Genomic DNA, 25440 nt, shown 5'->3' on the forward strand with positions numbered 1-25440 from the left:
GCGAGCGAACCATCATCATGAGGTTCAGCTGTATGTCTGGGTAACCAGACTGAATGCAGCGGCTGCAGTTCTCTAGCAGCTTGATCCTTAACTCCAACGCAGCACGCTACTCCTCCGGCTGCTCTTGAACTCCGAGATCTCGATACTTTTGCTTACCCCACACGGTAGGATCGGGAATCACCTCGATCACCCTCGTCGGCGGAGTGTTGATACTAAACCCTGGCTCCATCTTCTCACGCATTTCGAGGTACTGGCCTAGGAAGGCGTCGTAAGCCAGACGGGGCGCGTACAGAACGTTTCCTTTCTGGTCCACCGCTTCGCCGTGGTAGAAGAAGTCCACGCCCTGGGTAAGTGGCACTAAAACGCTGGCGGCAGGCTTGTAGTCGCCCTCATAAAGCGTGAGCCGCAGCTTTGCCTTGTCGCCGTACAGCAGGCCCATCTGTTCGGCGAACCAATTGACGTATTGGTCGCCGTTGATCCGTGTTGGGTTGCCAGGCAGCGTATAAGCAGCGTCCAGGTCTCGATTCTTACGGATGCGGCTTGCCATCCCGCTCAGTTCCAATCCTTCAGCGAACTCGACATCGACCTGTTCTCCAGTATCGATTTTGATCGGCTTGCTCATTGAAATCACAGGCCATAACAAGTTCTTGGAAAAGTATGAGGCGCCACCTTTCGACAGATTTCGCGCCTGCACTATCTCCCACTTAGCTGACGTCAGGAGAATTGGCGCCGCCGTAATATTTGTCACACGGACTGAGATGTAGACCTGCTCATTTACAGTTTGCTTACCGCTGTTGGGTTGTCCGAACATCTCAGTTGGACTGAGCCAAGCTTCTGCAACAAAGAGCCTCCGGCTCTGGCTCACGGCAGTAGTCTCGGTCAAACGCCTCAGCACTTCTTCCGTGACGCCGATGCAAGTGCTATTAACAGATGCGCCCGCACCGGTAACGATCGACGAGCATGGCCCCGTGGTCTGCATATTCTGGGATTGCGCCAGAGCAAGCTGAGGCAATGCAAGCACCGAAATCATCATCACCGCACAGCGGAGTTTTTCCTTCATCATGGCCGCGTATCGACAGTGGATTTAACCACAGCTCCTTGCCCGGTCACGATTGGTGAGGCCGCACCGTGGGTGGATATTCCGTTCTTCGGTGTGGCATCTGCGGCCGCCGGCCTGTTTGGTCCTTTGGCGTCAGTTACGACATGCGCATTAGGCGCAGTGATGATGGGAGAGGCGGCGCCGTAAGTGGAGATAGAAGGGCTCGGTTGCTCTGCTGGTTGCAACGTCAAACCTATCTGTTTGGGGGTTACTTCAACACTCAGCCCACGATTTTGAACAATTGCTGAGACGGCCATCCCCCCAATCAAAACTACCAGTGTGAACGTCACTAGCGCCATCTTCCGGACACGCCCCCATCTTGCGGGCGTCTCACGCGAGCTTCTATTCAATTTTGAACTCCTGTAATTAAGGGCTGGGCAGTATCCCTATCGCCACTGCAGATAGCTACTGTGCAAGGTACATCTAGTCTAACGCGATGAGAGTACATTAACGCGCACATGAGATGCGACAGGCCCACTCGAAGACGACGTACTTGCCAGAGCCTATCAACATGCCGATCAACCATTAAGAGATGCTTTGGACCTGTTCTATCTGACAGGTCAAAGGGTCGCAGACACGTTGAAGATGGATGAGCGAGACATAAAAGACGGGAAGCTTTCCGTGCAGCAAGGCAAGACTGGGGCGAAACGAAGGATCGAGATTATTGGTGAGCTCAAAATCGTGATCGACCGAATCATGGCTCGAAAGGCTGGACACAAAATCAGATCAACACGTCTGGTGGTAATCGATTCTGGACAACCGATGACGACGAGCATGCTCAGGAAAAGGTTTGATGACGCCAGGGAAGCAGCCGGGATTCCAAAAGCAGAATTTCAGATGCGCGACTTACGAGTAAAAGCGGCAACGGATAAAGAGGAGTCAACAGGGAGCATCCGCGAAGCTCGGGACCAGTTAGGGCACACAACCGTCGGGATGACAGAACAGTACATCCGAATGCGAAAGGGCATGAAGGTAACCCCAACGAAGTGACTTACGGTCGCGAATTGCGGAAAAGATTTTTTGATTGCGGAAAAAAGAATTAAGGACTTGCATGAGGTATGTCATGCAAGCCCTTGATATTCATGGTGCCCGAAGCCGGAATCGAACCGGCACGCCCTTACGAGCGGGGGATTTTAAGTCCCATGCGTCTACCAGTTTCGCCATTCGGGCGGTAGCGCGGTGAAGCAGTCTGAAGACTGTCAAATAACGATCTGGCAGTTCTGACGCCTGTGCAGCAGAGGGGAAATATATACATCCCGCTCCGGCGAAGCAAGTTTGCGACTGACCTTTTCAAGACTAAATCTTGCAGGGCAGTGCAAATAAAAAAGCTCCGTAAATCATAGATCTACGGAGCTTGTTTAAAGTGGAGGCCGAGGTCGGAATCGAACCGGCGTAGGTGGATTTGCAATCCACTGCATAACCATTTTGCTACTCGGCCTCAAACATCTGATGTCATGTAGCACAACATCAAACGCGTACAAACTTGGAGTAAGATTCGTGATCTAACTCCTTGAAAACATTGAGCTTTTTCAGCGGTCAGTGCTTTCGATGGCGTGAATTATGTACTGATTTCCCGAGGCTGGCAACCCCTTGATTTCAAAAAAAATTCCGTCAGGTGGTTTCTATGTTTCAAGGGGGTTGCTCAGCCCTTCCGGCCGGGATCGTCCGTTACGTCTTCTACCGCGATCAACGGTTCAATGCCCCAGTCGCCATGCAGATACCAATCGTCTCCGATCATTTCGGCCGGATGCATTGTCCTGTCGGAGCCATTGCCGCACGCCAGGGAATTGGCTGGACAGTATCTATCGCAGCCCCAGCAAATGCGCTCGGGATGTTTGGGGCTGATGGGAAAATTCTTGGCCATGTCGATCCCCGGTTCGCCTCTAGGATGTGCCTCCAACCTACATCGCCTGCGCAAGAACGCCCTTGATACGGATCAAGGACTGAAATCAAATGCCTTAATCACTCCAAACTTGATAATAATCATTATTATTCGCAGGAAAGCTTCCTACAATCGGGCTCTTACTCGTCAGTGCCCAGGAAGACATCATGCGTACGACCTTTTCGCTGTCACTCGCCCTGCTCTTGCTCACACCGTTGTCTGAGGCCAAGGAATACCCGATCGGGGAACCCCAGTTATGCCCAGGGCTGGAAGTCGGGGCGGTGTATTTGCAGCCGATCGAGATGGCGCCTGCCGGAATGATGCGGGCCACTGCGGATTCCGATGTGCACCTGGAAGCCGACATTCGCGCCACGGCGGACAATCGACAGGGCTTTCAGGAAGGCAGTTTTGTGCCTTACCTCAATGTCTCGTTCAACCTGAAAAAACAGGGCAACGAGAACGAACTCAAAGGTGATTTCCACGCCATGGTCGCCAATGACGGTCCGCATTATGGCGACAATATAAAGCTGCTCGGTCCAGGCAAATATCAGCTGACCTTCACCGTCCTGCCACCCGGCGGTCATGGGTCCCTTGGCCGCCATACCGACAAGGAAACCGGTGTAGCTCCCTGGTTTGAACGCTGCGAATTGCACTATGAGTTCATCTACGCCGGCATCGGTAAAAAAGGCGGCTATTGAATGAAGCGCCTGCACATAGCCTGGCTGGTGCTGGCCGGAGCAGTGGTGCCATTAACGGTTCATGCCGAGTTACCCAGCTACGAGCTAAGCCTGCGCGATGGCCACTTCTCTCCCGCTTTGCTGGAGGTTCCGGCCGGACAGCGCTTCAAGATCATCCTGAAAAATATCGGCCAAGGGCCAGCAGAGTTCGAGAGCACGCCATTGCGGGTTGAAAAAGTACTGTCGCCGGGTGTGACGACGTTCGTGGTCATTCACCCCCTCAGGCCCGGTCACTACCCCTTCTTCGACGAGTTCAATCCGCAACTGCCCGAGGGCGGCATCCTCGCGAAATAACCCGTTCAAACACGGAGTTCCCATGAATCAATCAATGTTCATTGTCTGGCGCGAAAGCGTCGAGGCGCTGCTGGTGATCGGCATTCTCCAGGCCTGGGTCAGCCAGCAGCATCAGGGTGATCGACTGGCGAAGTTCTTGTGGGCAGGTGTGGTACTGGGGATGATGCTTTCGGGCCTGCTGGCGGTGTTGATTCTGTTTGCCGGTGAGGCCATGAGCGGCTCAGCCAGTGAATGGTTCCAGGCTGCACTCGCGCTGGTGGCCAGCCTGCTGATCGTGCAAATGGTCGGCTGGATGCACCGCCACGGGCGCACGCTCAAGCACGATTTGCAACGACACGCCGATAGCCACCTGGCCCAGCAAGGTGGCGCAGGTCTGTTACTGCTGGCCATGCTCGCCGTCAGCCGCGAAGGCAGTGAAACGGTGGTCTTTCTCTATGGTGCAGGCGCTCAGTTACGAGGTCCGCAGCTCGGTTTGTTTGCCATCGGCGGCGCAATGGGATTGGTGCTGTCGGCGCTGACCATTGCCCTACTGCACAGCAGCCGCCGGTTCATTTCGTGGCAGCGATTCTTTGCCATCAGCGAAGTTGTTTTGCTGGTACTCGGCGCGGCATTGCTGGTCAGCGGCACCGAGCGAATCGGCGGTCAATTACTCGCCCTGGATTTACCGGAGGTGATGTACAGCCTCGTCGGTGATGCACTTTGGGACAGCAGCGCATTGCTCAGCGACAGCCATGGATTGGGTGGTTTTCTCGCGGGCTTTGCCGGTTATCGTGCGACGCCCAGCGGCATGACGTTACTGGTGCTGGCCGGTTATTGGCTGACCGTCGGCGGTTGGCTGCGTCAACGGGCTGCGGAAAAAGTCCCATGCCTGAGCTGAGTCGCCGCAATCAATGGCTGCAGCGCCTGGGCGATGGCATGCGTCGTCACGCGCCCGTCATTCGTGCCATGCAGTGGGCCGTTGTACTGTTCTACGCGATGCTGTTGGTGGTACCAGCGGTGTTGCCGCTGCCGGACAGCCAGGCACGGCTGCTCGATAACCTGACCCTGTTCGCGCAGTTTTTGTTCTGGGGCATTTGGTGGCCGTTCGTGTTGCTGTCGATCGTGCTATTCGGCCGACTCTGGTGCGGCGTTTTATGCCCAGAAGGTTCACTCAGCGAATGGGCCAGCCATTACGGCAAAGGTTTGGGTGTGCCGCGATGGTTGCGCTGGGGCGGCTGGCCAACCCTGGCGTTCTGTCTGACGACCCTCTACGGCCAGTTGATCAGCGTCTATGACTACGCCCAGGCGGCGCTGTTGATTCTGGGCGGCTCGACCGTCGCCGCGGTCGTCGTCGGGTTGCTGTTCGCCCGGGGCAAGCGGGTCTGGTGCCGATACCTGTGCCCGGTCAGCGGCGTCTTCGCCCTGCTCGCCCGCCTGGCGCCCGTGCATTTTCAGGTCGACGAACAACGCTGGATGGACAATGCCGCGCAGCGCCTGCCGCCGCCCAACTGCGCGCCCTTGCTCGATATCCGTCGTATGCGAGGCGCCAGTGACTGCCACGCCTGCGGACGCTGCAGCGGACAACGCGGCGCCGTTCAGCTGATCGCCCGTTCCAGCAACCAAGAGATTCTTCACGCAACGGCGCAGACGCTGTCACCGTGGGACGCGCGCTTGTTGCTGTTCGGTGTGATCGGCCTGGCCATGGGCGCCTTTCAGTGGACGGTCAGCCCATGGTTCGTCGCCCTCAAACAAACCCTCGCCCAATGGCTGGTCGAGCACGACCAACTCTGGGCATTGCAGGACAGCGCGCCCTGGTGGCTGCTCACCCATTACCCGCAGCTCAACGACAGCTTCAGCTGGCTCGACGGTTTCAGCATCGTCGTTTATCTGAGTTTGAGCTCGATGGTGTTGGGCACGGCGTTGATGATCCTTCTGCGCCTGACGGCTCGACTGGCGCAAGATCCCGCACTGTATTGGCCCCTGGCGCTGACACTCACGCCCCTGGGTGGTGCTGGATTGTTTCTCGGGCTGTCGGCCACAACGGTGAAATTGCTGCGCTACGAAGGTCTGTTGCTGGAATGGGTGCAACCGGCCAGGGCTTGTCTGTTATTGGCCGCGATGGGCTGGAGCCTGTTGCTGGGATGGAAACGGCTGGACCGCGAAGGCCTTTCCCTGGCGCGGCGCGGGTTCGGCAGCGCTTGCCTGTTACTGGCCATCGGGACGGTTGGATGTGGCTGGTGGTTGCAATTCTGGGGCTGGGCCTGAGCCCCCGACACAACCACCCACCGGATCAACTAGACCTTAAAACGCGCCACCGTCTGGTGCAGCGCCCCGGCCATCTGCGCCAAATCGTGACCCGCCGTGTGAGTATGCTGGGCGCCGAGCAAGACCTGCTCGGACAAGTTGCGAATCCCCATCAGATTACGATCCACCTCCCGCGCCACCAATGCCTGCTCTTCCGTGGCACTGGCAATCATCAGGTTGCGCTCGTTGATCTGCGAGATCGACCGGGTGATTTCATCCAGTGCATCGCCCGACCGTTGCGCCACTTCAAGGGTGGCCCGCACCAGGTTGCTGCTGCTTTGCATGGCAGTCACCGCATGGCCGGTATCGAGACGAATGTTGCCAATCATCTGCTCGATCTCCTGGGTGGACTCTTGGGTGCGATGCGCCAGGGCGCGCACTTCATCGGCGACCACGGCAAAACCGCGTCCGGCATCACCGGCACGGGCCGCTTCAATGGCTGCGTTGAGGGCCAGCAGATTGGTCTGCTCGGCGATGCTGCGAATCACGTCCAACACCTTGCTGATGTCCTGCACCCGGCCCGCCAGTTGCTCGATGCGTTGTGAGGTGTCGGTGACGCCGTCGGCCAGTGCGCCGATTGAAACCACAGTTTCCTGAACCTGTTCACGCCCGCGCTGTGCGGTTTGCTCGGACTGCCGCGAGGCCTCGGAGGTGCTGACCGCATTGCGCGCCACTTCATCGACCGCAGCGGTCATCTGGTTCACCGCGGTGGCTGCCTGCTCGATCTCCAGCCCCTGCAATTGCAGGTTACTGCTGGTCTGGCTGCTGACCGCACTCAGCTCTTCGGAGGAACTGGCCACCTGGTCCACCGAGGTCGCGATGTGCCTGACCATGGCATTCAGACTTTGCTGCATCTGATGCATGTTCATCATCACGCTGCCGCCGACACTTGAGTTCACGGGCACCTCAATTGTCAGGTCGCCCTGAGCGATCTGACTCAAAAACCGTGCGGCATCATCCGGCTCGCCACCCAGTGGCCGGGTCACACTGCGCGTGACGATCACCGCGGCGGCGATGATCAGCGCCACACAGAACACAAACAACGCGAGCATATTGCGCCGGGCATCGCTGTACAGTGCCTTCGCCGACTGTTCCCGGTCGGCGAATATTTTGCCTTGCAGCACCATCAACTGATCCAGGCTGCCATAAACCTCGCGCTCGGCCGGCACGACCTTTTGTTTCAGCTGTGCCATGGCGTCATCGAAGGCCCCTTGCCGGATCAACACCTGCACTTGAGTGAACGCCGCAACGTAGGCTTCGCGATTCTTTTTCAGCGCGGCATAAGTGGTTTTGCCCTCTGGCAAATAGAACAACGGTTCAAGCGTTTCGAGCGCCTGAGTGATCCGTTTCTTGGTGGCATCGATCGACTGCTGCACTTGCTGATTGTCTTTATCGATCAGTAAATCCCGGGTGTTCCTGGCGTTATCGCGCACGCCGGTGGCAATGATCATGATCGGATCGATCTTCGGCCAGTCCTGCTTGACGATGACCACTGCCTGATCCTTGAGCGTTGCCAGATCGTGCAACGCGTAAAACGCCATGCCCATCAATGCCAGCGGCGCGATTGCAAAACCGATGACGATACGTTGTGCCGTAGTTAATTTGGCCATATCAAATGCTCCCCGTTTGATACCTGCTGATTGGCAGCGCTTTTGAAAACCTAATGGTGGATCTCACCGCTAAACGTTAAACCTCAGCCTCGGTTACCCCCGTAACACGAAGGCTGGAAACAACTCGCGCATGGCCTCCCACAGCTCAGGCAGCAAGGCTTGTGCCGAAACACTCGGCAGCAGCGGATCGAACATCCGCTCGGTGCGGACCAACTGCACGGCGAAGCGTTTGACGCCGAGTTCACTCAAGCGTTTGGCGAGGATCAGCAGACGCGCCGGTTCGAACAGATGCCAATGCACCGTGGTGCGACATTCGTAGTCGACACCGCTGGCCAGCAGATGCTCAAGGCTGCGCCAGTTGGCGGTTCCGCTGCCCTCGACCCGGGTGATCGCCTGGCAATCCTCGGGCAACGCCTTGACATCGAAACCGACCCAATCGGCCCCGGTCAGTGCCTTGGCGAACGCTGCGGGTTTGATGCCCACGCTGTGCAAGCCGATGCGAAATCCCATCGCCCGCACCTCATCCATGGCGCCGAGCAAACCATCCTGCAAGGTGGGCTCTCCGCCACTGAACACCACCGCATCGAGCAGGTCCTGACGCCGTTGCAGAAACGCCAGCACCCGCCGCCAATCCACTTCGTCTGTGCCACGAGGCGGGATCAACTGCGGGTTATGGCAGTAACGACAACGCCAGGCGCAACCCTGGCAAAACAGCACGCAGGCGAGCTGTCCCGGATAGTCGATAGTGGTCAGGGGCACCATGCCCCCGACCCGAAGCGTTCGACTCATTGGCGCCCGGCCAGCGCCGCGCTTTCAGTGAAGTGCACCCGCTCGCGATGCTCCGACTGTTTACCCGGATTGAACGCCGACACAGGGCGGTGATAGCCCATTACCCGGGTCCAGACTTCGCAGCGTTGACGTTGAGCCTGGGGCAATGTTTGCGATGCAGTCATGGTGAAGCTCCTTGCAGTAGAGTGGATCGAATTCAATGAACGGTGCCGAGCTTCTGTTCTTGCAGCAGCAGTGCTTCGTCGCACTTGGGGCAGAACTCATGCTCGCCATCGAGGTAGCCGTGCACCGGGCAGATGGAAAACGTCGGGGTCACGGTCAGGTACGGCAGGCGGAAGCGCCCAAGGGCTTTGCGCACCAGTTGCTTGCAGGCCTCGGTCGAAGAAATCCGCTCGGCCATGTACAGGTGCAAGACCGTGCCGCCGGTGTATTTGCATTGCAGCTCGTCTTGAAGTTCCAGCGCCTCGAAGGGGTCTTCGGTGTAGCCCACGGGCAGTTGCGAGGAGTTGGTGTAATACGGCGCTTGCGCGCTGCCGGCCTGGAGAATGTCGGGGTAGCGCTTGAGGTCTTCCTTGGCGAAGCGGTAGGTCGTGCCCTCGGCCGGCGTCGCTTCCAGGTTGTACATGTGGCCGGTTTCTTCCTGGAAACGCAGCAACGTGGCACGCACATGATCGAGCATCTTCAGGGCAAACTGCCGGCCGTGCTCGGTGTGCATGCCCTCCTCGTCGCCGGTGAAATTGCGCAGCATTTCATGCATGCCGTTGAGGCCGATGGTCGAGAAGTGGTTACGCAGGGTTCCGAGGTAGCGCTTGGTGTACGGGTACAAACCGGCATCCATGTGGTGCTGGATCACCTTGCGCTTGACCTCCAGGCTTTCCATCGCCAGTTCCATCAGCGTGTCCAGGCGCTGCAGCAAACCGCTGGTATCACCCTTGAACACATAGCCCAGCCGCGCGCAGTTGATGGTGACTACGCCGAGCGATCCGGTCTGCTCCGCCGAGCCGAACAAGCCGCCGCCACGCTTTAGCAACTCGCGAACATCCAGCTGCAAACGGCAGCACATCGAGCGCACCTGATTGGGTTGCAGGTCCGAATTGAGGAAGTTCTGGAAATACGGCAGGCCGTAACGCGCGGTCATCTCGAACAGGCGGTCGGCGTTTTCACTGTCCCACGGAAAGTCGTGGGTGATGTTGTAGGTCGGGATCGGAAAGGTGAACACCCGCCCTTTCGCATCGCCGGCCTGCATCACCTCGATGTAGGCGCGATTGAGCAACTCCATTTCGACTTGCAGGTCGCCATAGGCAAACGGCATTTCCTCACCGCCGATGACGGGTATCTGCTCACGCAAATCCTGCGGGCACACCCAGTCGAAGGTCAGGTTGGTGAAAGGCGTCTGGGTGCCCCAGCGCGAGGGAACGTTGAGGTTGTAGATGAACTCCTGGATCGCCTGGCGCACCTCCTGAAAACTCAGCTGATCCTTGCGCACATAGGGTGCCAGGTAGGTGTCGAACGAGCTGAACGCCTGGGCGCCGGCCCATTCGTTTTGCAGGGTGCCGAGGAAATTCACCATCTGCCCCAGGGCACTGCTCAAGTGCTTTGGCGGACCGGCTTCGACACGCCCCGGTACACCGTTGAGCCCTTCGTGCAACAGGGTGCGCAGCGACCAGCCGGCGCAATAACCGGCGAGCATGTCCAGGTCGTGCACATGCAAATCCGCCTCGCGGTGAGCCTGGCCGATGGCCTCGCTGTACACCTCGTCCAGCCAGTAGTTGGCGGTGACCTTGCCCGACACGTTCAACACCAGACCGCCCAGGGAATACCCCTGATTGGCGTTGGCCTGGACCCGCCAGTCTTCACGGTCCAGGTATTCGTTCATCGAGGTCGCCACTTCGACCATGGTCCGACGGTCGCGGCGCAAGCGCCCGTGCTGTTCGCGGTAGACGATGTAGGCCCGCATGGCGAGGAAAAAACCCGCGTCCATCAACACCCGTTCAACACGGTCCTGGATTTGCTCGACGTGCAGCCTCGGCAACCCTTCGAGCCTGGCCAATACCGCCTGAAGCAAGCCTTCAACCTCAACCTCGCCGTACTCCCCCGTCGCCTTGCCGGCGGCGATCAATGCCTGACGGATTTTGTCGGCATCGAAGGCGACCTGACTGCCATCGCGTTTGTGCAAGCGGTTACATCCTACTGCGATCAGCGTGCTCTGCATTTGGCCTCCAGACACTACATATAGACTTAATAAAACTTAAAACCACAACATGCAGTGAAGGCTACGGACAAAGTGCTGATCTGCAATTGATCGATATCAAGATTTGTCGGTGAAAAAAAACCGCCCTAAGGCGGCAGAGATCCTGTGGCTAGTGAGGATCTAATGTGGGAGCGGGCTTGCTCGCGAAGAGGCCATCACATTCAACATCATTGTTGACTGATAGACCGCTTTCGCGAGCAAGCCCGCTCCCACATTTGATCATCTGTGTTCTTATGAACCGTGAAGGACAGTTCAACCCCCACTCATGTTCATGAACCGCACAATCTGTACCTCCCCGTCGGGGCTGAAATCGTGGCGTAACGGCTTACCGCGCAAGGCCTTCTGCACCGCATTGATCACCGGTTGATCATCCAACGGATAACGCCGCAGCAATCCACGCAAATCCAGGGCATCGTCCTGGCCCAGACACAGCAACAACTTCCCTTCAACAGTCATCCGCACCCGATTACAGCTGCCACAAAAGTTATGGCTATTGGGCGAAATGAAACCAATGCGTGTCTCAGGATGGCGTTCCAGACGCACATAGCGCGCCGGTCCGCCGCTGTTCTCGGTGCTGTCGAGCAACCGATGCTGGCTGGCGATCAGCGTGCGCACTTCGTCGCTGGAACAGAACGATTCGCCCCGGGAACGACCGACGTCGCCCAAGGGCATTTCTTCGATGAAACTGATGTCGATGCGCTGGTCGATGGCGTATTGCACCAGCGCCGGGACTTCATCGAAGTTGCGTCCCTTCATCACCACACAGTTGAGCTTGATCCGCTCGAACCCCGCGTCCCGCGCCGCTTCAATGCCGTTGAGCACTTGGTGGAGATCACCGTTACGGGTGATCGCCCGAAACTTCTGCCCGTCCAGGCTATCGAGGCTGATGTTCATCCGCTTGACCCCGGCGTCGACCAACGGCCGGGCCAGACGGCCCAGCTGCGAGCCGTTGCTGGTCATCACCAGTTCGCGCAAACCGGGCAAGGCGGCGATGTTGCGGCACAGTCCTACAATGCCGGGGCGGATCAGCGGCTCGCCGCCGGTCAGACGGATTTTGCGTACACCCAGGCCGACGAACAGCGTCGCCAAACGCTGCAATTCCTCCAGCGTGAGCACCTGCTGACGCGGCAGGAACGTCATGTTTTTCGCCATGCAATACACACAGCGAAAATCACAGCGGTCCGTCACCGACATCCGCAGATAATCGATCTGCCGCCCAAAACCATCCTGCATCACAGCGTTCATCACTTCTCCCGGTTTGCCCAATGCTCACTGCACCAGCGGTGAGTCGGCGCCCTGCAAGTGGATGCCACGGATATCGGCTGCACCGATCAGGGTTTGCAGGTATTGCACCAGCGCTTTCTGCCAGACGCCTTGCTGCAACTGCGTGCGGATCGCCGTCGACACCACTTCGTAGGGCAACGGCATGCCTTCGATTCGCTGATCGACACTGACCACATGCCAGCCGTAGCGACTTTCCAGCGGTTTGCTGGCCAGGCCCGGAGCCAGGGTGAACAGCTGACGCTCCAGTTCGGGCACGGTCTGGCCCTTGCTGATCTGCCCCAGAGAACCACCCTGAGCCTTCGACGGGCAGGCCGAATATTTCACGGCCAGCTCGGCGAAACTGCCGGGAAACTCATCCAGTTGCTGCAGCAGGACTTCCGCCTGACCATGCGCAAGCTCCCGGGCCTCGACATCGTCCGGCGCGCATTCGAGCAGGATGTGCCTCACCGCCAGCAACGGCGCGCTGTGGAAGCGTCCGCGATTGTTTTCGTAGTAACGCAGACTCGACTCCTCGTCGCACTGCGGCACTTTCACCTCACGTTCGAGCAGCAAGCGCGTGGCCGCTTCTTCTTCGTTCTCACCGGCGCCGATCACCAGCGACACACCAAGCTCGGTGATGCGCTGCTGCAACAACTCACGGATCACCAGCGCCCGGGCGGCCAGGTAGACCGCCTCCTCCCGGCTTTCGGCCGGGTGATATTGCAGCTCCTGGGCCATCGCCTCGGGGGTGATCGACACCTCGTTGACGTTGATGATCGGCCACTCCTGTTCACTGCTGGCGATCAACTGCGCCGGGGCATCATCGGCCGCTGCGGGCTCAACCGGCAGTGCTTCAAACTGCGCCTGTGCGACCGGCGCGATGTCGAGAACGACCTCTGCTTTTTTTGAAGAACCGCAGCCACCGCTGCCCCCGTTACCGCCACCACATCCACATCCACCTGACATGATTGTCTCCTCAGTACTTCTGACGAACGATTTGATAACGACGCCCCAGGTACCAGATCGGTGCGCTGATCATGTGTACGAGACGGGTGAAGGGGAACAGCACAAACAGGGTCAAACCGAGAAACACATGCAACTTGTAGATCAGCCCGACCGGCGCGATGGCCGCCGCTGCTTCTACCGGACGCAACAGCACGGTGTTCTGCGCCCAATCGGCGAGCATCACCATTACCGAGCCGTCCATGTGCCCGGTGGACGCGACGATGGTCAGCAGACCGAGCAGCAATTGCGCGAGCAGCACCAGCAGAATCAGGATGTCCGAAGGGCTGGAAGTCGCGCGAACCCGAGGGTCGCTGAGCCGCCGGTTAACCAGCATCAGCAGGCCGATCAGGCACAGCAGGCCGAAGAACCCGCCCGAGACCATTGCCAGCAACTGCTTGTTCTCAGTGCTGATCACATGGTGATAAATCGACGCTGGGGTCAGCAGGCCGACGAAGTGTCCGGCCAGCACGAACAACACACCGATGTGGAAGAAGTTGCTCGCCACGCGCATGCCGCGCTGATTGAGCATCTGGCTGGAGCCCGCCTTCCAGGTGTATTGCGACAGATCGAAGCGCGCCCAGCTGCCAATCAGGCAAATCGCCAGGGCGACGTAGGGATAGACCCCGAACAACAACAGATTCCATTTAGACATTGCCTACCTCCTTGGCTGGCACAGCGGCCAGCCCTTCATGCTGAAAATCCACCCAGTGCAACGGCACCGCGCTTTCCTCACGGGCCTTGCCCGGTGCGCTTGGCAGTCCACTGCAGCGGTCCTGCTGTTCAGCCTGGAGAAAGTCCACGGCCTCCTCTTCCCAGATCTTGTCGAGGGCTTCGAGGGAGTCGTCGCGAGGTTCCGCCGCGACCTGCGCCCGCAGGTCGGCGACCGCCTGATGCGGCTCGGCCCCGGCAATTTGCAGTAGCGCCCGGAAGCAACTGGCATAGGCGCTTTCGCGCTCTTCCAGACGCGCGGCGAGCAAGGCCAGCAAGTGCGAAACATCCGCGAGGCCCTCCCGGGCCTCGATGTCTTCGCGGGTGGAGAGGAACTCCAGGTACAGCGGGATGTAATCGGGCAACTCTTTGACGCCGATGGCAAAACCGGCTTCTTCGTATTGCGCCATCATGTCGACCATGGCCTGGCCACGGTCGCGGGATTCGCCGTGCACATGCTCGAACAACAGCAGCGACAACGAGCGCCCCCGACCGAACAGCGCACCGTAGTGCTCCTGCCCGTCCATCAGGTCATTGGCGCAGATCAGCTCGAGCAATTCGAACAACGCACCGCGCTGCGTCGGGCTGATTTCCCGTGACTGGATGATCGCTTGCTCCAGTTCGTCGCGACCGCCAATCAGCGTCTCGGTCGGGTAATCGAGCAGCAGCGAAATCACTTTGAGAATTTGCATGCTCATTCCTCCCACAACTGGACGGTTTTCAGGATGTCGCGGCGGTTGGCTTTCTTGGCCCCGAACATGTTGGTGTCGGAACTGCCGCTACAGCCGCTGCCGAAACTGAAGCCACACCCGGAGCGCTCGGCAAAAGCGTCGCTCATGGCGTCTTCACGGTGCGCGCTCGGTACCACAAAGCGGTCTTCATAGTTGGCAATTGCCAGGTAGCGATACATCTCCTCGACCTGGGCCACGCTCAAACCGACATCCTTCAGCACTTGCAGGTCCTGAACGCCATCGACTTGCTCGGAACGTTTGTAGGCGCGCATCGCCAGCAAGCGTTTAAGCGCACGCTTGACCGGTTTTTCATCGCCCGCCGTCAGCAGGTTGGCCAGGTACTTCAGTGGAATACGCAGGCTGTCGACGTCCGGGATCACCCCGTTCATACCGACGGTGCCGGCAGTGGCAGCGTTCTGGATCGGCGACAGTGGCGGTACGTACCAAACCATCGGCAAGGTGCGGTATTCCGGGTGCAGCGGCAGTGCAAGTTTCCAGTCCACGGCCATTTTGTAGACCGGCGAACGTTGCGCTGAATCGATCACCGATTGCGGTACACCGTCTTCCAGAGCCTGGCGAATCACCGCCGGGTCATTCGGATCGAGGAAGATCTCCAGTTGTTTCTCGTACAGGTCCTGCTCATTGGCGGTGCTTGCCACTTCGCTGATGCGATCGGCGTCATATAGCAGCACACCGAGGTAGCGAATGCGCCCGACGCAGGTTTCTGCGCAAACGGTCGGCATCCCGGCTTCGATACGCGGGTAGCAGAAGATGCATTTCTCGGACTTGCCGCTCTTCCAGTTGAAATAGATCTTCTTGTACGGACAGCCGCTGATGCACATCCGCCAGCCACGGCATTTCTCCTGGTCAATCAGGACGATGCCATCTTCTTCACGCTTGTAGATCGCACCGCTCGGGCACGACGCGGCGCACGTCGGGTTGAGGCAGTGCTCGCAGAGGCGCGGCAAATACATCATGAAGGTGTTTTCGTACTCGCCGTAAATGTCCGCCTGGATCTTGTCGAAGTTCTTGTCCTTGCGGCGCTTGGCGAATTCGGTGCCGAGGATTTCTTCCCAGTTCGGGCCCCACTCGATCTTCTCCATGCGCTTACCGGAGATCAGCGAACGCGGGCGCGCAGTGGGCTGGTGCTCGCCCAGCGGCGCGGTGTGCAGGTGCTGGTAATCGAAGTCGAACGGTTCGTAGTAGTCGTCGAGGCTCGGCAGGTCCGGGTTGGCGAAAATGTTCGCCAACACGCGGAATTTACCGCCGATGCGCGGGTTGATCGTGCCGTTGGCATTGCGGATCCAGCCGCCCTTCCACTTGTCCTGGTTTTCCCATTCTTTCGGGTAGCCGATCCCGGGTTTCGATTCGACGTTGTTGAACCAGGCGTATTCCATGCCTTCGCGGCTGGTCCAGACGTTTTTGCAGGTGATCGAGCAAGTGTGGCAACCGATGCATTTGTCCAGGTTCAGAACCATGCCGATTTGTGAGCGAATCTTCATCTCAGTTCTCCTCAATATCGGTCGGCAGTGGACGCGGCAGGTCATCGCCACTTGAACCATCGAGCCAGTCGACTTTGGACATTTTGCGCACCACAACGAATTCATCGCGGTTGCAACCGACCGTGCCGTAATAGTTGAAACCGTAGGCCTGCTGGGCATAGCCGCCGATCATGTGGGTCGGCTTGAGCACCACTCGGGTGACCGAGTTGTGGTGACCGCCACGGGTCTTGGTGGTTTCCGAACCGGGCACGTTCACGATCCGTTCCTGGGCGTGGTACATCATCACCATGCCGTCCTTGACCCGTTGGCTGACCACCGCACGGGCAGTCAGTGCACCGTTGATGTTGAAGCACTCGATCCAGTCGTTGTCCTCGATACCGGCGCGTTTTGCGTCGTTCTCCGAGAGCCAGACAATCGGCCCGCCACGGCTGAGGGTGAGCATCAGCAAGTTGTCGCTGTAGGTGCTGTGGATGCCCCATTTCTGGTGCGGGGTGATCCAGTTCAGGACGATTTCGATCTCGCCATTGCTGCGCTTGCCTTTCACCCCTTCGATGGTGCGGGTGTTGACCGGCGGCCGATAACTCATCAGTTGCTCGCCGAACGCCTGCATCCACGGGTGATCCTGGTAGAACTGCTGGCGACCGGTGATGGTGCGCCATGGAATCCCTTCGTGAACGTTGGTGTAACCGGCGTTGTAGCTGACGTGATCGTCTTCGAGCCCTGACCAGGTCGGGCTGGAAATGATCTTGCGCGGCTGTGCCTGAATGTCGCGGAAACGAATCGCCTCGTGGGCCTTGGACAGCGCCAGGTGGCTGTGGTCGATACCGGTGAATTCCGACAATGCAGCCCAGGCCTTCACGGCAACCTGGCCGTTGGTTTCCGGCGCCAGGGACAGAATCACTTCAGCGGCGTCGATGGCCGTGTCGATTTTCGGACGGCCGTGACTGATACCGGCATCGCCTTCTTTGTGATTGAGTTCACCGAGGAATTTCACTTCGTCTTCGGTGTTCCAGTTGATGCCCTTGCCGCCGTTGCCGTGTTTCTCCAGCAATGGCCCGAGGGACGAGAACTGTTTGTAGATGTTCGGGTAGTCACGCTCGACCACGTGCAGGTTCGGTGCGTTCTTGCCCGGCACCGGAGCCACGCCGGCGCTTTTCCAGTCGGTGCCGCCAAACGGTTGGGCCAGTTCGCCGACGCTGTCGTGCATCAACGGGATGGTTACCAGGTCCTTTTCAACGCCCAGGTGCCCTTCGGACATGCTGGAGAACGCCTTGGCGATGCCTTTGTAGATTTCCCAGTCGGAACGCGATTCCCACGCCGGGTCGATCGCGGCTGACAACGGGTGAATGAACGGGTGCATGTCCGAGGTGTTCATGTCGTCTTTTTCGTACCAGGTTGCGGTCGGCAACACGATGTCGGAATAGACGCAGGTCGAGGACATGCGGAAGTCTAGGGTGGTGACCAGATCGAGCTTGCCGATGGCGCCCTCGTCGACCCATTCGGCTTCTTCGGGTTTGCAGTCACCGACCTGGCCGATGTCTTCGTTCATTACCCCGTTTTTGGTGCCGAGCAGGTACTTGAGCATGTACTCGTGGCCCTTGCCCGAGGAGCCCAGCAGGTTGGAACGCCAGATGAACATGTTGCGCGGGAAGTTCACCGGGCTGTCCGGCTGTTCGCAGGAGAAGCGCAGCGAACCGTCCTGCAGCGACTTGACCACGTAGTCTTTCGGGTCCATGCCGGCCGCAGCCGCGTCGCGGCAAATGTGCAAAGGGTTAGTGTTGAGTTGCGGTGCGCTGGGCAACCAGCCGGCGCGTTCGGCGCGGATGTTGTAGTCCAGGGCATGCTCGGGGAATTTTGATTTATCCGCCAGCGGCGAGAGCACGTCGTGCATGCTCATCTTCTCGTGACGCCACTGCGAACTGTGGGCGTAGAAGAAGCTGGTGCCGTTCATTTGGCGAGGCGGACGGTTCCAGTCCAGGCCGAACGCCAGAGGCAGCCAGCCGCATTGCGGACGGAGTTTTTCCTGACCGACGTAGTGCGCCCAACCGCCGCCGGTCTGACCGACACAGCCGCAGAGCATGAGCATGTTGATCAGTCCGCGGTAGTTCATGTCCATGTGGTACCAGTGGTTCATCGCCGCGCCGACGATGATCATCGAGCGACCCTTGGTCTTGTCGGCGTTGTCGGCGAACTCACGGGCAATCTGGATAGCTTTCTCGCGGCTGACGCCGGTGATCTGCTCCTGCCAGGCCGGGGTGCCGGGCACCGAGGCGTCGTCGTAATCCTTGGCCACATTATCGCCGCCGAGGCCGCGATCGATGGCGAGGTTGGCGGCCGACAGGTCGAACACGGTGGCGACTTTGGCCACGCTGCCATCCGCCAGCACCACGTTATGCACCGGCACGCGGCGGTATTGCACGGCATCGCCGGCCACGTGCTGGAAGTGCTCGTGGGACTCGCCGGCAAAATACGGGAACGCCACTTCGGCGACGTCATCGCCGATCAGGCTCAGCGTCAGATCGATCTCACGGCCTTCACCGCCTTCACGGGGCAGGATGTTCCACTTGCCCTTCTCGCCCCAGCGATAACCGATGGAACCCTGAGGGGACACCAGTTCGCCGCTGACATCCAGGGCGATGGTTTTCCATTCCGGGTTGTTTTCCTGGCCGAGGTTGTCGGTCAGGTCACTGGCGCGCAGGAAGCGGTCCGGCTGGTAACCGGCGCCCGGTGCCTTGTCGACCATTTGCTTGAGCAGCACCAGCACTGGCAAATCGGTGAAGCGCTTGGCGTAGTCGGTGAAATAGGCGCTCGGTTTATCCAGGTGGAATTCTTTGAAGATCACATGGTTGAACGCCTGGGCCAGCGCCGCATCGGTGCCTTGTTTAGGGTTCAGCCACAGGTCGGTGAGCTTGGCGACTTCCGAGTAATCCGGAGTGATCGCGACCGTCTTGGTGCCCTTGTAACGGACTTCGGTGAAGAAGTGCGCATCGGGGGTGCGGGTCTGCGGGACGTTGGAGCCCCAGGCAATGATGTAGTTGGAGTTGTACCAGTCGGCCGATTCCGGCACGTCGGTCTGCTCGCCCCAGACCATCGGCGAGGCCGGTGGCAAGTCGCAGTACCAGTCGTAGAAGCTCAGGCAGGCGCCACCGATCAGCGACAGGTAACGCGAACCTGCGGCGTAGCTGACCATCGACATGGCCGGGATCGGCGAGAAGCCGACGATCCGGTCAGGGCCGTATTGCTTGATCGTATAGACGTTGGCCGCAGCGATGATCTCGTTGACTTCCTCCCAGTTGGAGCGAATGAAGCCACCCATGCCGCGTTTGCTTTTATAGGAGTCGGCCTTGACCTTGTCCTCGACAATGCTGGCCCAGGCTTCCACCGGCGCCATGGTTTGCCGCGCATCGCGCCAGAGCTTGAGCAACGGCTTGCGGATTTTCGGGTACTTGAGCCGGTTGGCGCTGTAGATGTACCAGCTGTAACTGGCACCACGCGGACAGCCACGGGGCTCATGGTTCGGCAGATCGTTACGGGTACGCGGGTAGTCGGTCTGCTGGGTTTCCCAGGTGATCAGGCCGTTCTTGACGTAGATTTTCCACGAGCACGAGCCGGTGCAGTTCACCCCGTGGGTGGAACGCACGATCTTGTCGTACTGCCAGCGTGAACGGTAGACGTTTTCCCAGTCGCGAGACTCTTTGCGGGTCTCGCCATGACCGTCGGAAAACTCGTTTTGCTTGCGATTGAAAAACTTCAGTTGATCCAGTAAATGACTCACGGTGTAGTCCTCTCAGGCTTGCTGCGGGGTTCTGTGCCCCGCCCACGCAATGGTTGGATTCGGGTCGTCTTAGCAGGGTGTCGCAGCGCCTTTGCGCGCGTACCACCACCAGGTCACCACGATGCAGCTCAGGTAAAAGCCGACGAACATGTAGAAGGCCATCTCCGGGCCGCCGGTCTGGGCCATCGAAGTGCCGAAGGATTTGGGAATGAAGAACGCACCGAAGGCGCCCATGGCCGAACTGAAGCCCAGGACGGCGGCTGACTCTTTGCCGGCATTCTTCAGCGCTTGTTCGCGCACGGCGGGTGGTTTGCCGGCCGAGGCTTTTTCATGCTGGGTGCGGAAGATCACCGGGATCATGCGGAAGGTGGAGCCGTTGCCGATGCCGGTGGTAATGAACAGCAGCATGAACATGCCGAGATAGCCGTAGAAGTTGCCGGGCTCACCGTTCTGCGGCAGGAAGTGCATGACGCCGAAGACCATCACGATCATTGTCACGAAGTTCCACAAGGTCACTTTCGCGCCACCGAGCTTGTCCGCCAGCCAGCCGCCCAATGGGCGTACCAGCGCACCTACCAACGGGCCGAGGAAGGCGAATTTCAACGCGATGACATCAGGGAACGAGGTTTTGATCAGCAACGGAAACGCGGCAGAGAAACCGATGAACGAACCGAAGGTCGCCAGGTACAACCAGCACATCAGCCAGTTGTGTTTGCGTTTGAAGATGACGGCCTGCTCGCTGAAAGAAGCGCGGGCACTGGACAAGTCATTCATGCCGAACCAGGCCAGCACCGTCACCAGGACAATAAACGGCACCCAGATGAAACCGGCGTTCTGCAACCACAACTGACCGCCGTCCGGCAGCGCTTGCGGCGAGCCGCCCATGAAACCGAACACACCGAAGGTAATCACCAGCGGCACACAGAACTGCATCACCGAAACGCCCAGGTTACCCAGCCCGGCATTGAGGCCAAGGGCTGTGCCCTGTTGCGACTTGGGGTAGAAGAAGCTGATGTTGGACATGCTCGAGGCGAAGTTGCCGCCACCAAAACCGCAGAGCAAGGCAATCAACACGAACACGCTGTAGGAGGTGCTCGGGTCCTGCACGGCGAAGCCCATCCAGATCGATGGCAACAATAGGGACGCGGTGCTCAGGGCCGTCCAGCGACGGCCACCGAAGATCGGCACCATAAAGGAATAGAAGACGCGCAAGGTCGCACCGGACAGCCCCGGCAACGCCGCCAGCCAGAACAGTTGGTCGGTGGTGAAGGTGAAACCGATGGCGTTCAGACGCACGATCACCGTGCTCCAGACCATCCACACTGCAAAAGCCAGCAGCAGCGCAGGAATGGAAATCCACAAGTTGCGCGTGGCGGTCTGTTTGCCGCTACGTCCCCAGAATGCTGGGTCCTCGGGGCGCCAGTCATGAATGACCGGGCCTTTGTCAGGCTTTTGCAGAACGGACATGTTCTTCTCCTAGGGCAATGCTGGAAATCGGGGACGGGGTCAGCAGCGGCGCTTTACCCAGCACCGCGCTTTTGCGTATTTCGCTGAAGTACATCCAGGTGAGGGAGACCCAGACCACGCCGTACATCAACATGAAGCAGGAAGAGCGCACGCCGGTGAGGTCCACCAGGGCGCCGAACAGGATTGGCAACACGAACCCGCCCAGGCCACCTGCGAGGCCGACGATGCCGGACACCGCGCCCATGTTTTTCGGGTAGTCGTTGGCGATGTACTTGAAGACCGAGGCCTTGCCGAACGCGAAGGCGATGCCCATGACGAACAGCAGCACGGTGAACAGCGCGGGATTGAGGCCGATGTGGAAGTCCACCGGGCCGTTGATCGTTTGCACTTGCAGTTGGGTCTGCGGATACGAGAGCAGGAACAGGCAGATCCAGCTGACCCACAACACCCACCAGGTCACGCTTTGCGCACCCCAGCGATCCGACATCCAGCCGCCGACGGCACGCAGCACGCCACCGGGCAGGGAAAAACACGCCGCCAGCAGCGCCGCGCTTTGCAGGCTGAAACCGTATTCCTGCACGTAGTACTTGGTCATCCACAGTGCGAGGGCGACATAACCACCGAAGACGATCGAGTAGTACTGGCAGTAGCGCCACACCGCCGGGTCCTTCAGCGAGCTGAGTTGCTCACGCAAACTGGCGCCGGTGGCACTGCGGTGGTCCTTGTTTTCTGCGCTGAGGAACCAGAACAACAGCGCAGTAATAAACAGGATCGCGCTGAAGACTTTCGGCACCAGCTGCCAGCTGCCGGCAGCAATCAGCGCCGGGGCGAGAAACTTGGTGACCGCGGCTCCGGCGTTACCGGCACCGAAGATGCCCATCGCAAAACCCTGATTCTCTTTGTCGAACCATTTGGCGACGTAGGCAATCCCGACCGAGAACGAGCCGCCGGCCAGGCCGACGAACAAGCCCAGCACCAGGAACTGCCAGTAAGCGGTGGCATGACTGATCAGGTACAGCGGCGTCACGCAGGCCAGCATCAGCAGGAAGAACACGCTGCGCCCGCCAAAACGGTCGGTCAGCAGTCCCAGTGGCAAACGCACCAGCGAGCCGGTCAGCACCGGGGTCGCGGCCAGCAGGCCGAACTGGGTTTCGTTGAGCTGGAGAAGGTCCTTGATCGGTACACCGAGCACGGCAAACATCATCCAGACCATGAAACACACAGTGAAGGCCAGCGTGCTCATGCCCAGCACCAAGCCTTGTCGTACACGCGGTGGGTTCACAAATGCTCTCCAATCAATTAGCCATGGCGGCAGACTAGAGAGGCGAACCCCGCAAAAACTTGATCCATGTCAACGAAGCCCTAGGGGGCATAGGCCTATGCTTGTGCTGTCTACCTCCAAGGAGGTAGTACAGGGAAACCCTAAAACCGGCGGTTTATCAGCGTCTTAAGGTTTCCTGCCAAGGTTTTTGCTGACAAGGATCAGTCGACAACTCTTTAGAGGTAGCGCGCCCGGGATCGGCGGCAAAACCCCACCCTGGAGCTGCACATGCTCTGTTTTCCTGTCTTTCTCCGAGACCTGCGCTGATGATCCGCTGGTTGCGCAGCTCCCTGCCCGCTCGCGCCGGGCTGGCGGTGATCCTGATCGCCGTGCTCGCCCTCGCCAGCTCGTTGAGCGCCGGACTGATCGCCTGGTTCAGCCAGGGCGATGCGGCCGCCATCAACACTGCAGGCTCGGTGCGTATGGAGACTTACCACCTGAGCTGGAAACTGGCCGCAGGTGCAACCGGCGAAGAAATCATCGCCATCACCGACAGCCTGCAAACCCGTCTCACCAGCCAGTCGCTCAAGGCTGTGCTGGAAGATGGCCCGACCGCCGCCCTGCAAATCAGCTATGGGCAAATCCAGCAACACTGGAACGAGGATTTGCGTCCGGCACTGGAGCGCGGTGATGCCGCCTATTTTCAGGTCCAGGCCCTGCCCTTCATTGAACAACTGAACCAGTTCGTCAACCTGTTACAGCGCCAAAGCGAACAGAAGCAAGGCTGGCAACAGGTGATCCAGGGCCTGGCCCTGTTCACCACCCTGTTCGTCCTGCTGATTGGGCTCTACGAATTGCAGTACGGGGTCGTCATGCCCTTGAAAGAGTTGGTGGATGCGACCCAGCGCTTTCGTCGCGGCGATTTCAAGGTGCGGGTCAACCATCAGTCCCAAGACGAACTGGGCCAGTTGGCCATGAGCTTCAACGCCATGGCCGAGACGATCGAAGACTCGCATCGCACCCTTGAGAGTCAGGTCCAGCAAAAAACCCTGAACCTGCAACAAGCCAATGCCGCCCTCGAGTTGCTGTACCAAAGCAGTCGAAGCCTGGCCACTCGCCTGGCCAATGCCGAAGGGTTGGATGAGTTGATCCGACGCTTCCAGCAGCGCCTGCCCGGCTTGCGCCTGTCGCTGTGTCTGCAAGGGCAATTGCAGGCACCGGCCCAGCAGTTGCTCGCCCTCCACGGTGCGAACATCCGGGAAGTCTGCGCCAGCAGCGATTGCGCCACGTGTCAGAAGCACCATAAAGCCAGCCCGCAAACCTTCAGCATCAGCAATCAGGGCAGCGAACTGGGTGAACTCAAGGCGCATTTTGTCGACGGGCACCCGACGCAAGCCTGGGAAACCCAACTGATCCAGGCCTTGGCCAACCTGATCGGCACCTCGCTCTCGCTCAAGCGTCAACGGGAACAGGATCATCGCCTGCTGCTGCTCGACGAGCGCACGATCATCGCCCGCGAACTGCACGACTCACTGGCCCAGGCCCTGTCCTACATGAAGCTGCAAGTCAGCCGCCTGCAAACCCTGATGCGTCGTGGCGAACCGGTCGAAACCCTGGAAAACGTGGCTGCCGAACTGCGCGAGGGGCTGAACAATGCCTACCGCCAGTTACGCGAGTTGCTGACCACCTTTCGCTTGCAGATTCACGATGCGGGGCTGGTGCAGGAACTCAAGGACACCGCCGAGGAGTTCTCCCGTCGCGGGGAATTCCAGGTGCACCTGCACGTCGACGCACTGGCCTTTCAGTTATCGGCCAGCGAGCAAATCCACATCTTGCAGATCACCCGCGAGGCGCTCTCCAACTGCCTGCGCCACGCCCATGCGCAAAACGCCTGGCTGCAACTGCGTCAGGACGGTGAAACCGTGAGGCTCATCGTCGAAGACGACGGGCGCGGCTTCAGCGGCAACGTCGACCAACGCGAACACCATGGCCTGAAAATCATGGATGAGCGGGCCCGCAGCTTGCGCGGTCAACTCGAAATAGGCTCCAGGGAGCCGCAAGGCACCCTCGTCCAACTGGAATTCCACCCGGAGTTTCTCGGGCAGCAAACAGAAGGTAGCGTCACATGAACCCGTCCCTGCAACACACCATCCTGCTGGTCGACGACCACCCGATGATGCGGCATGGCATCCGCCAGATGCTCGAACTCGAAGACGATTTCCTGATCGTCGGTGAAGCCAGCAACGGTGAAGAAGCGCTCGGACTGATCGAGCCGCTGCAACCGGACCTGGTGTTGCTCGACAACAACATGCCGCTGATGAATGGCATTGAAACCCTGCGCCAATTACGGGCGATGCACTACACCGGCAAGGTGCTGCTGTTTACGGTCTCGGATGCCGAAGACGATATTCGCGACGCGCTGCGTCTGGATGCCGACGGCTACCTGCTCAAGGACATGGAGCCCGAACTGTTGATTCAGTACATCCGCAATGCCTTGAACGGCGAATTGGTGATCAGCCCGGGGCTGACCCAAGTCATGGCCCAGGCGCTGCGCTCACCGCAGCGTCAGACCGTGGTGGAACTGACCGAGCGTGAACGCCAGGTGTTGAAAACCATCGCCAGCGGCTTCAGCAACAAAGTCATCGGGCACAAGCTGGGCATCACCGAAGGCACGGTCAAGGTTCACGTGAAAAACCTGCTGCACAAACTCGGCTTGCGCTCGCGGGTCGAGGCGGCGGTGTGGGCCATGGAGCATCTGCGCAATGCCGGCTGACGGGCATGCC

20 protein-coding genes, 2 tRNA genes and 2 pseudogenes are annotated in these 25440 nt (G+C 59.2%); 7 read left to right on the top strand and 17 right to left on the bottom strand.

Annotated elements, in window-relative coordinates; genetic code table 11:
• Positions 1-106: 106 nt before the first annotated feature.
• Complete coding sequence (locus ACMXYH_RS16995) at positions 107-1063, bottom strand: hypothetical protein (protein ID WP_415764218.1); 957 nt, start codon at positions 1061-1063, stop codon at positions 107-109.
• A gap of 531 nt (positions 1064-1594) precedes the next feature.
• Between ACMXYH_RS16995 and ACMXYH_RS17000 the strand changes: the two are divergent.
• Positions 1595-2089, top strand: a pseudogene (locus ACMXYH_RS17000) (tyrosine-type recombinase/integrase); the annotation flags it as partial.
• A 93-nt stretch (positions 2090-2182) separates the two neighbouring features.
• Here the strand turns inward: ACMXYH_RS17000 and ACMXYH_RS17005 are convergent.
• The 3 genes from ACMXYH_RS17005 to ACMXYH_RS17015 form a co-directional block, all read right to left on the bottom strand.
• A tRNA-Leu gene (locus tag ACMXYH_RS17005) sits at positions 2183-2269 on the bottom strand.
• Between the two features lie 194 nt (positions 2270-2463).
• A tRNA-Cys gene (locus tag ACMXYH_RS17010) sits at positions 2464-2537 on the bottom strand.
• Positions 2538-2741: 204 nt separating this feature from the next.
• Positions 2742-2963, bottom strand: coding sequence for a DUF3079 domain-containing protein (locus tag ACMXYH_RS17015; protein WP_309673996.1), 222 nt, complete (start codon positions 2961-2963; stop codon positions 2742-2744).
• A gap of 185 nt (positions 2964-3148) precedes the next feature.
• On the opposite strand from ACMXYH_RS17015, the gene ACMXYH_RS17020 reads away from it, so the two are divergent.
• The 4 genes from ACMXYH_RS17020 to ACMXYH_RS17035 are packed head-to-tail and all read left to right on the top strand — an operon-like array spanning position 3149 to position 6256.
• On the top strand, positions 3149-3679 hold the full coding sequence (locus ACMXYH_RS17020) for an iron transporter (protein WP_415764219.1): 531 nt from the start codon (positions 3149-3151) through the stop codon (positions 3677-3679).
• Positions 3680-4012 (top strand): cupredoxin domain-containing protein, encoded by a 333-nt coding sequence (locus tag ACMXYH_RS17025; RefSeq protein WP_415764220.1) that lies wholly within the window; start codon positions 3680-3682, stop codon positions 4010-4012.
• 22 nt (positions 4013-4034) lie between these two features.
• A complete protein-coding gene (locus ACMXYH_RS17030) occupies positions 4035-4889 on the top strand; it encodes an FTR1 family iron permease (RefSeq protein WP_415764221.1) in 855 nt (284 codons plus the stop codon).
• Positions 4877-6256 carry a 4Fe-4S binding protein gene (locus tag ACMXYH_RS17035; RefSeq protein ID WP_415764222.1) on the top strand — a complete coding sequence of 460 codons (1380 nt, stop codon included), beginning with the start codon at positions 4877-4879 and terminating at the stop codon, positions 6254-6256. The genes ACMXYH_RS17030 and ACMXYH_RS17035 overlap by 13 nt, the downstream gene beginning before the upstream one ends.
• A 29-nt stretch (positions 6257-6285) precedes the next feature.
• On the opposite strand, the gene ACMXYH_RS17040 is transcribed toward ACMXYH_RS17035, so the two are convergent.
• The 13 genes and pseudogenes from ACMXYH_RS17040 to ACMXYH_RS17100 all read right to left on the bottom strand — a co-directional run bounded on the left by ACMXYH_RS17040 (position 6286) and on the right by ACMXYH_RS17100 (position 22678).
• Positions 6286-7347, bottom strand: a complete 1062-nt coding sequence (locus tag ACMXYH_RS17040; RefSeq protein ID WP_415767714.1) for a methyl-accepting chemotaxis protein — start codon at positions 7345-7347, stop codon at positions 6286-6288.
• Between the two features lie 30 nt (positions 7348-7377).
• Positions 7378-7905 (bottom strand): annotated as a pseudogene (locus ACMXYH_RS17045) (MCP four helix bundle domain-containing protein); the annotation flags it as partial.
• Between the two features lie 93 nt (positions 7906-7998).
• Positions 7999-8694, bottom strand: a complete 696-nt coding sequence (locus tag ACMXYH_RS17050) for an anaerobic ribonucleoside-triphosphate reductase activating protein (protein WP_415764223.1) — start codon at positions 8692-8694, stop codon at positions 7999-8001.
• Positions 8691-8858: an anaerobic ribonucleoside-triphosphate reductase gene (nrdD, locus tag ACMXYH_RS17055; protein WP_017338867.1), complete on the bottom strand. Its 168-nt coding sequence runs from the start codon at positions 8856-8858 to the stop codon at positions 8691-8693. The genes ACMXYH_RS17050 and nrdD overlap by 4 nt, the downstream gene beginning before the upstream one ends.
• A gap of 32 nt (positions 8859-8890) precedes the next feature.
• Positions 8891-10906, bottom strand: a complete 2016-nt coding sequence (locus ACMXYH_RS17060; protein WP_415764224.1) for a ribonucleoside triphosphate reductase — start codon at positions 10904-10906, stop codon at positions 8891-8893.
• Between the two features lie 291 nt (positions 10907-11197).
• A complete protein-coding gene (gene moaA, locus ACMXYH_RS17065) occupies positions 11198-12190 on the bottom strand; it encodes a GTP 3',8-cyclase MoaA (protein WP_134420224.1) in 993 nt (330 codons plus the stop codon).
• A gap of 24 nt (positions 12191-12214) precedes the next feature.
• Positions 12215-13174, bottom strand: coding sequence for a peptidylprolyl isomerase (locus ACMXYH_RS17070; protein ID WP_415764225.1), 960 nt, complete (start codon positions 13172-13174; stop codon positions 12215-12217).
• A 10-nt stretch (positions 13175-13184) separates the two neighbouring features.
• Complete coding sequence (narI, locus tag ACMXYH_RS17075; protein WP_128871529.1) at positions 13185-13865, bottom strand: respiratory nitrate reductase subunit gamma; 681 nt, start codon at positions 13863-13865, stop codon at positions 13185-13187.
• The gene (gene narJ / locus ACMXYH_RS17080; RefSeq protein WP_134420228.1) at positions 13858-14613 is read right to left on the bottom strand and encodes a nitrate reductase molybdenum cofactor assembly chaperone; all 756 of its coding nucleotides are present in this window, start codon (positions 14611-14613) and stop codon (positions 13858-13860) included. Before narJ ends, narI begins: the two co-directional genes overlap by 8 nt.
• Before the next feature lie 2 nt (positions 14614-14615).
• The gene (gene narH, locus ACMXYH_RS17085; protein ID WP_415764226.1) at positions 14616-16154 is read right to left on the bottom strand and encodes a nitrate reductase subunit beta; all 1539 of its coding nucleotides are present in this window, start codon (positions 16152-16154) and stop codon (positions 14616-14618) included.
• 1 nt (position 16155) lies between these two features.
• Positions 16156-19929 (bottom strand): nitrate reductase subunit alpha, encoded by a 3774-nt coding sequence (locus ACMXYH_RS17090; protein ID WP_415764227.1) that lies wholly within the window; start codon positions 19927-19929, stop codon positions 16156-16158.
• Between the two features lie 69 nt (positions 19930-19998).
• The gene (locus tag ACMXYH_RS17095) at positions 19999-21396 is read right to left on the bottom strand and encodes a NarK family nitrate/nitrite MFS transporter (RefSeq protein WP_415764228.1); all 1398 of its coding nucleotides are present in this window, start codon (positions 21394-21396) and stop codon (positions 19999-20001) included.
• On the bottom strand, positions 21374-22678 hold the full coding sequence (locus ACMXYH_RS17100; RefSeq protein ID WP_282482943.1) for an MFS transporter: 1305 nt from the start codon (positions 22676-22678) through the stop codon (positions 21374-21376). The genes ACMXYH_RS17095 and ACMXYH_RS17100 overlap by 23 nt, the downstream gene beginning before the upstream one ends.
• 305 nt (positions 22679-22983) lie before the next feature.
• Here ACMXYH_RS17100 and ACMXYH_RS17105 point away from each other — a divergent pair, with 305 nt between their 5' ends.
• Together ACMXYH_RS17105 and narL are read left to right on the top strand one after the other, a co-directional pair.
• A complete protein-coding gene (locus ACMXYH_RS17105) occupies positions 22984-24786 on the top strand; it encodes a HAMP domain-containing protein (protein WP_415764229.1) in 1803 nt (600 codons plus the stop codon).
• A complete protein-coding gene (narL, locus tag ACMXYH_RS17110) occupies positions 24783-25430 on the top strand; it encodes a two-component system response regulator NarL (protein ID WP_129444700.1) in 648 nt (215 codons plus the stop codon). The genes ACMXYH_RS17105 and narL overlap by 4 nt, the downstream gene beginning before the upstream one ends.
• The last annotated feature ends 10 nt before the right edge of the window (positions 25431-25440 follow it).

It is taken from the genome of Pseudomonas frigoris, assembly GCF_047758635.1.
Lineage (GTDB): Bacteria > Pseudomonadota > Gammaproteobacteria > Pseudomonadales > Pseudomonadaceae > Aquipseudomonas > Aquipseudomonas frigoris.

Bases quoted from the DNA above. Each gene is read 5' to 3' on its own strand.
- ACMXYH_RS16995 (WP_415764218.1), bottom strand. From the start codon at position 1,063: ATGATGAAGGAAAAACTCCGCTGTGCGGTGATGATGATTTCGGTGCTT.
- ACMXYH_RS17015 (WP_309673996.1), bottom strand. From the start codon at position 2,963: ATGGCCAAGAATTTTCCCATCAGCCCCAAACATCCCGAGCGCATTTGC.
- ACMXYH_RS17020 (WP_415764219.1), top strand. From the start codon at position 3,149: ATGCGTACGACCTTTTCGCTGTCACTCGCCCTGCTCTTGCTCACACCG.
- ACMXYH_RS17025 (WP_415764220.1), top strand. From the start codon at position 3,680: ATGAAGCGCCTGCACATAGCCTGGCTGGTGCTGGCCGGAGCAGTGGTG.
- ACMXYH_RS17030 (WP_415764221.1), top strand. From the start codon at position 4,035: ATGAATCAATCAATGTTCATTGTCTGGCGCGAAAGCGTCGAGGCGCTG.
- ACMXYH_RS17035 (WP_415764222.1), top strand. From the start codon at position 4,877: ATGCCTGAGCTGAGTCGCCGCAATCAATGGCTGCAGCGCCTGGGCGAT.
- ACMXYH_RS17040 (WP_415767714.1), bottom strand. From the start codon at position 7,347: ATGCTCGCGTTGTTTGTGTTCTGTGTGGCGCTGATCATCGCCGCCGCG.
- ACMXYH_RS17050 (WP_415764223.1), bottom strand. From the start codon at position 8,694: ATGAGTCGAACGCTTCGGGTCGGGGGCATGGTGCCCCTGACCACTATC.
- nrdD (WP_017338867.1), bottom strand. From the start codon at position 8,858: ATGACTGCATCGCAAACATTGCCCCAGGCTCAACGTCAACGCTGCGAA.
- ACMXYH_RS17060 (WP_415764224.1), bottom strand. From the start codon at position 10,906: ATGCAGAGCACGCTGATCGCAGTAGGATGTAACCGCTTGCACAAACGC.
- moaA (WP_134420224.1), bottom strand. From the start codon at position 12,190: ATGAACGCTGTGATGCAGGATGGTTTTGGGCGGCAGATCGATTATCTG.
- ACMXYH_RS17070 (WP_415764225.1), bottom strand. From the start codon at position 13,174: ATGTCAGGTGGATGTGGATGTGGTGGCGGTAACGGGGGCAGCGGTGGC.
- narI (WP_128871529.1), bottom strand. From the start codon at position 13,865: ATGTCTAAATGGAATCTGTTGTTGTTCGGGGTCTATCCCTACGTCGCC.
- narJ (WP_134420228.1), bottom strand. From the start codon at position 14,613: ATGCAAATTCTCAAAGTGATTTCGCTGCTGCTCGATTACCCGACCGAG.
- narH (WP_415764226.1), bottom strand. From the start codon at position 16,154: ATGAAGATTCGCTCACAAATCGGCATGGTTCTGAACCTGGACAAATGC.
- ACMXYH_RS17095 (WP_415764228.1), bottom strand. From the start codon at position 21,396: ATGTCCGTTCTGCAAAAGCCTGACAAAGGCCCGGTCATTCATGACTGG.
- ACMXYH_RS17105 (WP_415764229.1), top strand. From the start codon at position 22,984: ATGATCCGCTGGTTGCGCAGCTCCCTGCCCGCTCGCGCCGGGCTGGCG.
- narL (WP_129444700.1), top strand. From the start codon at position 24,783: ATGAACCCGTCCCTGCAACACACCATCCTGCTGGTCGACGACCACCCG.